The 4,190-nt window shown below is 71.5% G+C and carries 5 protein-coding genes; 2 read left to right on the top strand and 3 right to left on the bottom strand.

Annotated elements, in window-relative coordinates; translation table 11 throughout:
• Positions 1–190: 190 nt before the first annotated feature.
• Both ACFVGO_RS35105 and ACFVGO_RS35100 read left to right on the top strand, forming a co-directional pair.
• Positions 191–634, top strand: coding sequence for a thioesterase family protein (locus tag ACFVGO_RS35105; RefSeq protein WP_359910602.1), 444 nt, complete (start codon positions 191–193; stop codon positions 632–634).
• A gap of 29 nt (positions 635–663) precedes the next feature.
• Positions 664–1,362 (top strand): hypothetical protein, encoded by a 699-nt coding sequence (locus tag ACFVGO_RS35100; RefSeq protein WP_380356350.1) that lies wholly within the window; start codon positions 664–666, stop codon positions 1,360–1,362.
• A gap of 103 nt (positions 1,363–1,465) precedes the next feature.
• Here the strand turns inward: ACFVGO_RS35100 and ACFVGO_RS35095 are convergent, their stop codons facing one another.
• From ACFVGO_RS35095 to ACFVGO_RS35085, 3 genes are all read right to left on the bottom strand, one after another.
• Positions 1,466–1,870: a globin gene (locus ACFVGO_RS35095; RefSeq protein ID WP_359910607.1), complete on the bottom strand. Its 405-nt coding sequence runs from the start codon at positions 1,868–1,870 to the stop codon at positions 1,466–1,468.
• Positions 1,871–1,960: 90 nt separating this feature from the next.
• Positions 1,961–3,097: an ABC transporter permease gene (locus tag ACFVGO_RS35090; RefSeq protein ID WP_359910609.1), complete on the bottom strand. Its 1,137-nt coding sequence runs from the start codon at positions 3,095–3,097 to the stop codon at positions 1,961–1,963.
• Positions 3,094–4,011 (bottom strand): ABC transporter ATP-binding protein, encoded by a 918-nt coding sequence (locus ACFVGO_RS35085; RefSeq protein ID WP_359910612.1) that lies wholly within the window; start codon positions 4,009–4,011, stop codon positions 3,094–3,096. Before ACFVGO_RS35085 ends, ACFVGO_RS35090 begins: the two co-directional genes overlap by 4 nt.
• Positions 4,012–4,190: the final 179 nt, after the last annotated feature.

Here is a 4,190-nt window from a genome sequence, read left to right as displayed (position 1 = left end):
GCCGCCCGTCCGCACCGGGCCACGTACAAGAAGCTGACCCGAGGCTGACACCCAGCCGTCACTACGGCCCGGCAGACTGCCCTCCGGGGCGGCCTGCCGGGCCGCGGCCCGTCGCCACCGTCCGCCGCGTCGCGTCCCACGCCACCGGCGGTGGACGGCGGCGGGCGACCGGACACCGAGGAGAACTGCCGTGGCCCGCCACATCTACGCCTGCCCGCTGCGCTGGTCCGACATGGACGCCTTCGGGCACGTCAACAACGTGGTCTTCCTGCGCTACCTGGAGGAGGCCCGGATCGACTTCATGTTCACCCAGGCCGCCGCGGCCGGCGCCGGGGAGTTCGCGGGCGGCTCGGTGGTGGCCCGCCACGAGATCGACTACAAGCGTCCGCTGGTGCACCGGCCGGAGCCGGTCACCATCGAGACCTGGGTGACGAAGATCGGCGGCGCCTCGCTGACGGTCTCGTACGAGATCAAGGACGTCGCCGAGGACGGCAGCGACATCGTGTACGTCCGGGCGTCCACCGTGGTCGTCCCCTACGACCTGGCCGAGGGCCGGCCGCGCCGGATCTCGCCGGTGGAGCGGGAGTTCCTCGGCCGCTTCATGGACGTAGAGCCGGCCGTCGCCACCGTCTGACCCCATCTGACGATTCGAGCTGAACCGCTGTGACCATCACCGCCCGTCTCGCCCTGACCGACACCGGGGAGGCCGCCGACCTCTCCGCCTTCCTGCTGCGCCTGCTGCGCTTCGACCGGGCGGCGGCCGTCCGGCTCCAGGCGGTGGGCCCGGGCGAGGGCGACGGCGACGGCGTGCTGGCGGTCTTCGGACGGCTGCCGCTGGGCGGTTCGGGCGCGCTGGCGGTCCGTACCGTGCGGCTGGACGGTCTGGACGGCCCGGTGGACCTGACCGTATCGGCGGGTCAGCTGCTGGACGGCGTGGACGCCGAGGCGGGCGCCGTCGCGCTGCCCGCGCCGGTGACCGGCCCGGCCTGGGCCGGGCTGCTGCCGCCGCGCACCGGCTGGCGGCCGGTGGGCGCCCCGCCGGTGGCCGAGGTGTACCCCGAACTCATGGCCGGGGTGCAGGAGTTCCGCGAGCGCAGCGAGGCCGTCCCGGCGCACCACCGCGGCCGCACGGTGCTGGACGCGCTGGCCGACGAGATCTGGTCCCGCCCGGTCACGGTGCTGCCCGAGCTGCCGCTGCGCGCGCTGCACGCCGCGTACGTGATCGGCTTCCTGCGGCCCGGTGCCCCGCTGACCGTGCACCGGGCGGGTGGCTGGCTGCGGCTGAGTGCCCCGGCGGGCTCGGTGGCGGTGCGCACGGTGGCCGCGCCGGGCGCGGGGCTGGGGCTCAGCCCGGTCCGGTAGCCGGGCCCGCGAACCCCGGCCGCAAGTCCTGGCCCGCAAACCCCGGCCCGCGAACTCCGGCCCGCAAGCCCGGAAAGCTCCAGGAAAGACCCAGGGAACGGCCTCAGCCCGGGGTGTTGATCATCGAGGCGGCGGCGTAGGTCAGGTACTCGAGCAGCTGCTGCTCGTGCTCGGCCGGCAGCTCCAGGCTCGCCACGGCCGCCCGCATGTGGGTGAGCCAGGCGTCGTGCGCGGCCTTGTCGACCTTGAACGGCGCGTGCCGCATCCGCAGCCGGGGGTGGCCGCGCCGGTCGCTGTAGGTGCGCGGGCCGCCCCAGTACTGCATCAGGAAGAGGGCCATCCGCTCCTCGGCCGGCCCGAGGTCCTCCTCGGGGTACATCGGCCGCAGCAACTCGTCCTCGGCGATGCCCTCGTAGAACCGGTGGGCGAGCCGCCGGAAGGCCGGCTCACCGCCGACCTGGTCGTAGAAGGTCTCCTCGCTCAACGTGCCTCGCCGGATCTCTCTCACCCGACCATGGTCGCAGACGCCGACGGGGTCGTACACCGGGACCAAAGGCGTACGACCCCGTCGGGATCGGTGGACGTCAACCGGGGAGGGTCAGTCCTCCCAGCGGAACAGCTTCCAGGAGATGCCGGTCAGCACGGCCGCGAAGAGCAGCAGGCCGCCCATGGTCGGCAGGGCGTCCATGACGCCGCCGCCGCGGGTGAGCACCGACTGGGCGGAGTTGACCAGGTAGTGCAGCGGCATGACCTCGGAGACGGCCTTCAGCCAGCCCGGGGCGCCGTCCAGCGGGAAGAACGAGCCGGACAGGAAGGACATCGGCAGCACGATGATCTGCGAGATGCCGTTGGCCGCCTCCTCGGTCTTGGCGACCGAGCCGGCCAGCAGGCCGATCGACATGAAGGCGAGCGTCGCGCAGGCCACCAGCGGGATGATCAGCCACCAGTTGCCGGTGAGCTTGAGCCCGAAGAAGCTCGTCGCGACCACCAGGAAGACGGCGGTCTGCAGGAACGCGGTCAGCAGCGAGACCAGGATCCGGGAGCTGACCACGGTTCCGGCGTTGATCGGGGCCAGCCGCAGCCGCCGCAGCACCTTGGACTTGCGCCAGTTGACCAGCGTCAGCGCGGCACCGAACACCGCGCCGGTGGCGACGGCCCAGCCGAGCAGGCCGGGGGTGAGGAACTGGATCGGCTTGAGCGACTTGTCCTCGACCTGCTGGGAGTCCAGCACGAAGGCCGGCTTCTGGCCGGTGGCCGCCTGGTTGGCGGTCTGGACCACCGAGTTGAGGATGCCCTGGAGCGCGCCGGCGCGGACCTGGTCGGCGGCGGTGTAGCGCAGCTCGACCGTGCCGTCCGGGCCCTGCTTGATCAGCGCGTCGTAGTCGCCCTTGCGGACCTTCTCCAGCGTGGCGGCCTCGTCGTCGGTCTTCGTGATGGTGAGGACCTTGTCCAGCCCGGCCCGCTCGTCGCCCTGGATCGAGTCGAACAGCTTCACCGCGCCGACCTGCGCCACCTTGGCGTGGGGGCTGCCGGAGCCCTTGGTCACGCTGCCGAAGAACACCAGGAACACCAGCGGGAACAGCAGGATGAAGAAGGTCGCGGTGCGGTCGCGCTTCATCCCGAGCAGCATGGCGCGGGACAGGCTCCAGAACGCGCTGACCCGCTCCCGCTCGTCGGTGGCGGGGCCGCCGCGCCGGGCCGGGGCCTGCGGCTCGGTGGAGGTGCTGGCGGTCATGCGCGGAACTCCCGTCCGGTCAGCTGGAGGAAGACGTCCTCCAGGGTGGCGCCGCGCACTTCCAGGCCGCGCAGCGCGTTCTGCTCGGCGAGGACGCTGAGCACCGGGGCCGGAACGCGGGTGGAGACGGAGAGCGAGACGGTGTCGTCCTCCAGGTTGGCGATGTCCGCGCCGGCCGCGGTCATCAGCTCCCGGGCCCGGGCGAGCGGGAGTTGGCCGGAGGCCACGCTGATCCGGACGGTGTCGTCGATCTCGCGGATCAGCGCCGCCGGGGCGCCGGTGTGGAGGATCTTGCCGTGGTCCATGATCGAGACCCGGTCGCAGAGCACCTCGGCCTCGTCCAGGTAGTGCGTGGTCAGCACGACCGTGCGGCCCTCGGCGTTGATGTCCCGCAGGAGGTCCCACAGGTTGCGCCGGGACTGCGGGTCGAGTCCGGTGGTGGGCTCGTCCAGGAAGACGAGCTCCGGGTCGTGCGCCAGTGCGCAGGCGATCGACAGGCGCTGGGCCTGGCCGCCGGACATCTGGTCGGTCAGGGTCTCGGCCTTGTCCGAGAGGCCGACCCGCTCCAGCATCGCATCGGCCCGCTTGGGGCCGACCCCGTAGAACGACGCGAAGGTGCGGATGGTCTCCCGGGCCGTCAGTTTCCGGAAGAAAGCGGTCGCCTGGAACTGCACGCCGATTCGCGGCAGCAGTTTCGGATTGCGCGGCCAGGGCTCCATGCCCAGCAGCTGGATCCGGCCCTCGTCCGGTTTCCGGACTCCTTCCAGGATCTCCATCGTGGTGGTCTTCCCGGCGCCGTTGGGGCCCAGGATCCCGTAGAACTCGCCGGCCTCGACGGTGAACGACACCCCGTCGACGGCCTGCACATCCCCGTACCGCTGACGTATGCCGTCAGCGGATATAGCAGCAGTCATGTGGCCTGAGCCTAGGGGCTGCGAAGGCTGCTGTGCACATCCGTGCGAGCGAATTTGCGGATATTTTGAAGAGGACTCAAACAAAGTCGGGGCGGGAGGAGGTCGAATTCCGCCCGGCCCGACCAGAGTTGGCGCTGATGACCCACCAAGGAATGATGTGGCGGTCTTTCAACCACGGT

It is taken from the genome of Kitasatospora sp. NPDC057738 (genome assembly GCF_042798815.1).
Lineage (GTDB): Bacteria > Actinomycetota > Actinomycetes > Streptomycetales > Streptomycetaceae > Kitasatospora > Kitasatospora lactacystinica.
This window is presented reverse-complemented; position numbering and strand designations above follow the sequence as displayed.

Excerpts from the sequence above, each read along its gene's own strand:
- ACFVGO_RS35090 (WP_359910609.1), bottom strand. The coding sequence starts at position 3,097 with ATGACCGCCAGCACCTCCACCGAGCCGCAGGCCCCGGCCCGGCGCGGC.
- ACFVGO_RS35085 (WP_359910612.1), bottom strand. The coding sequence starts at position 4,011 with ATGACTGCTGCTATATCCGCTGACGGCATACGTCAGCGGTACGGGGAT.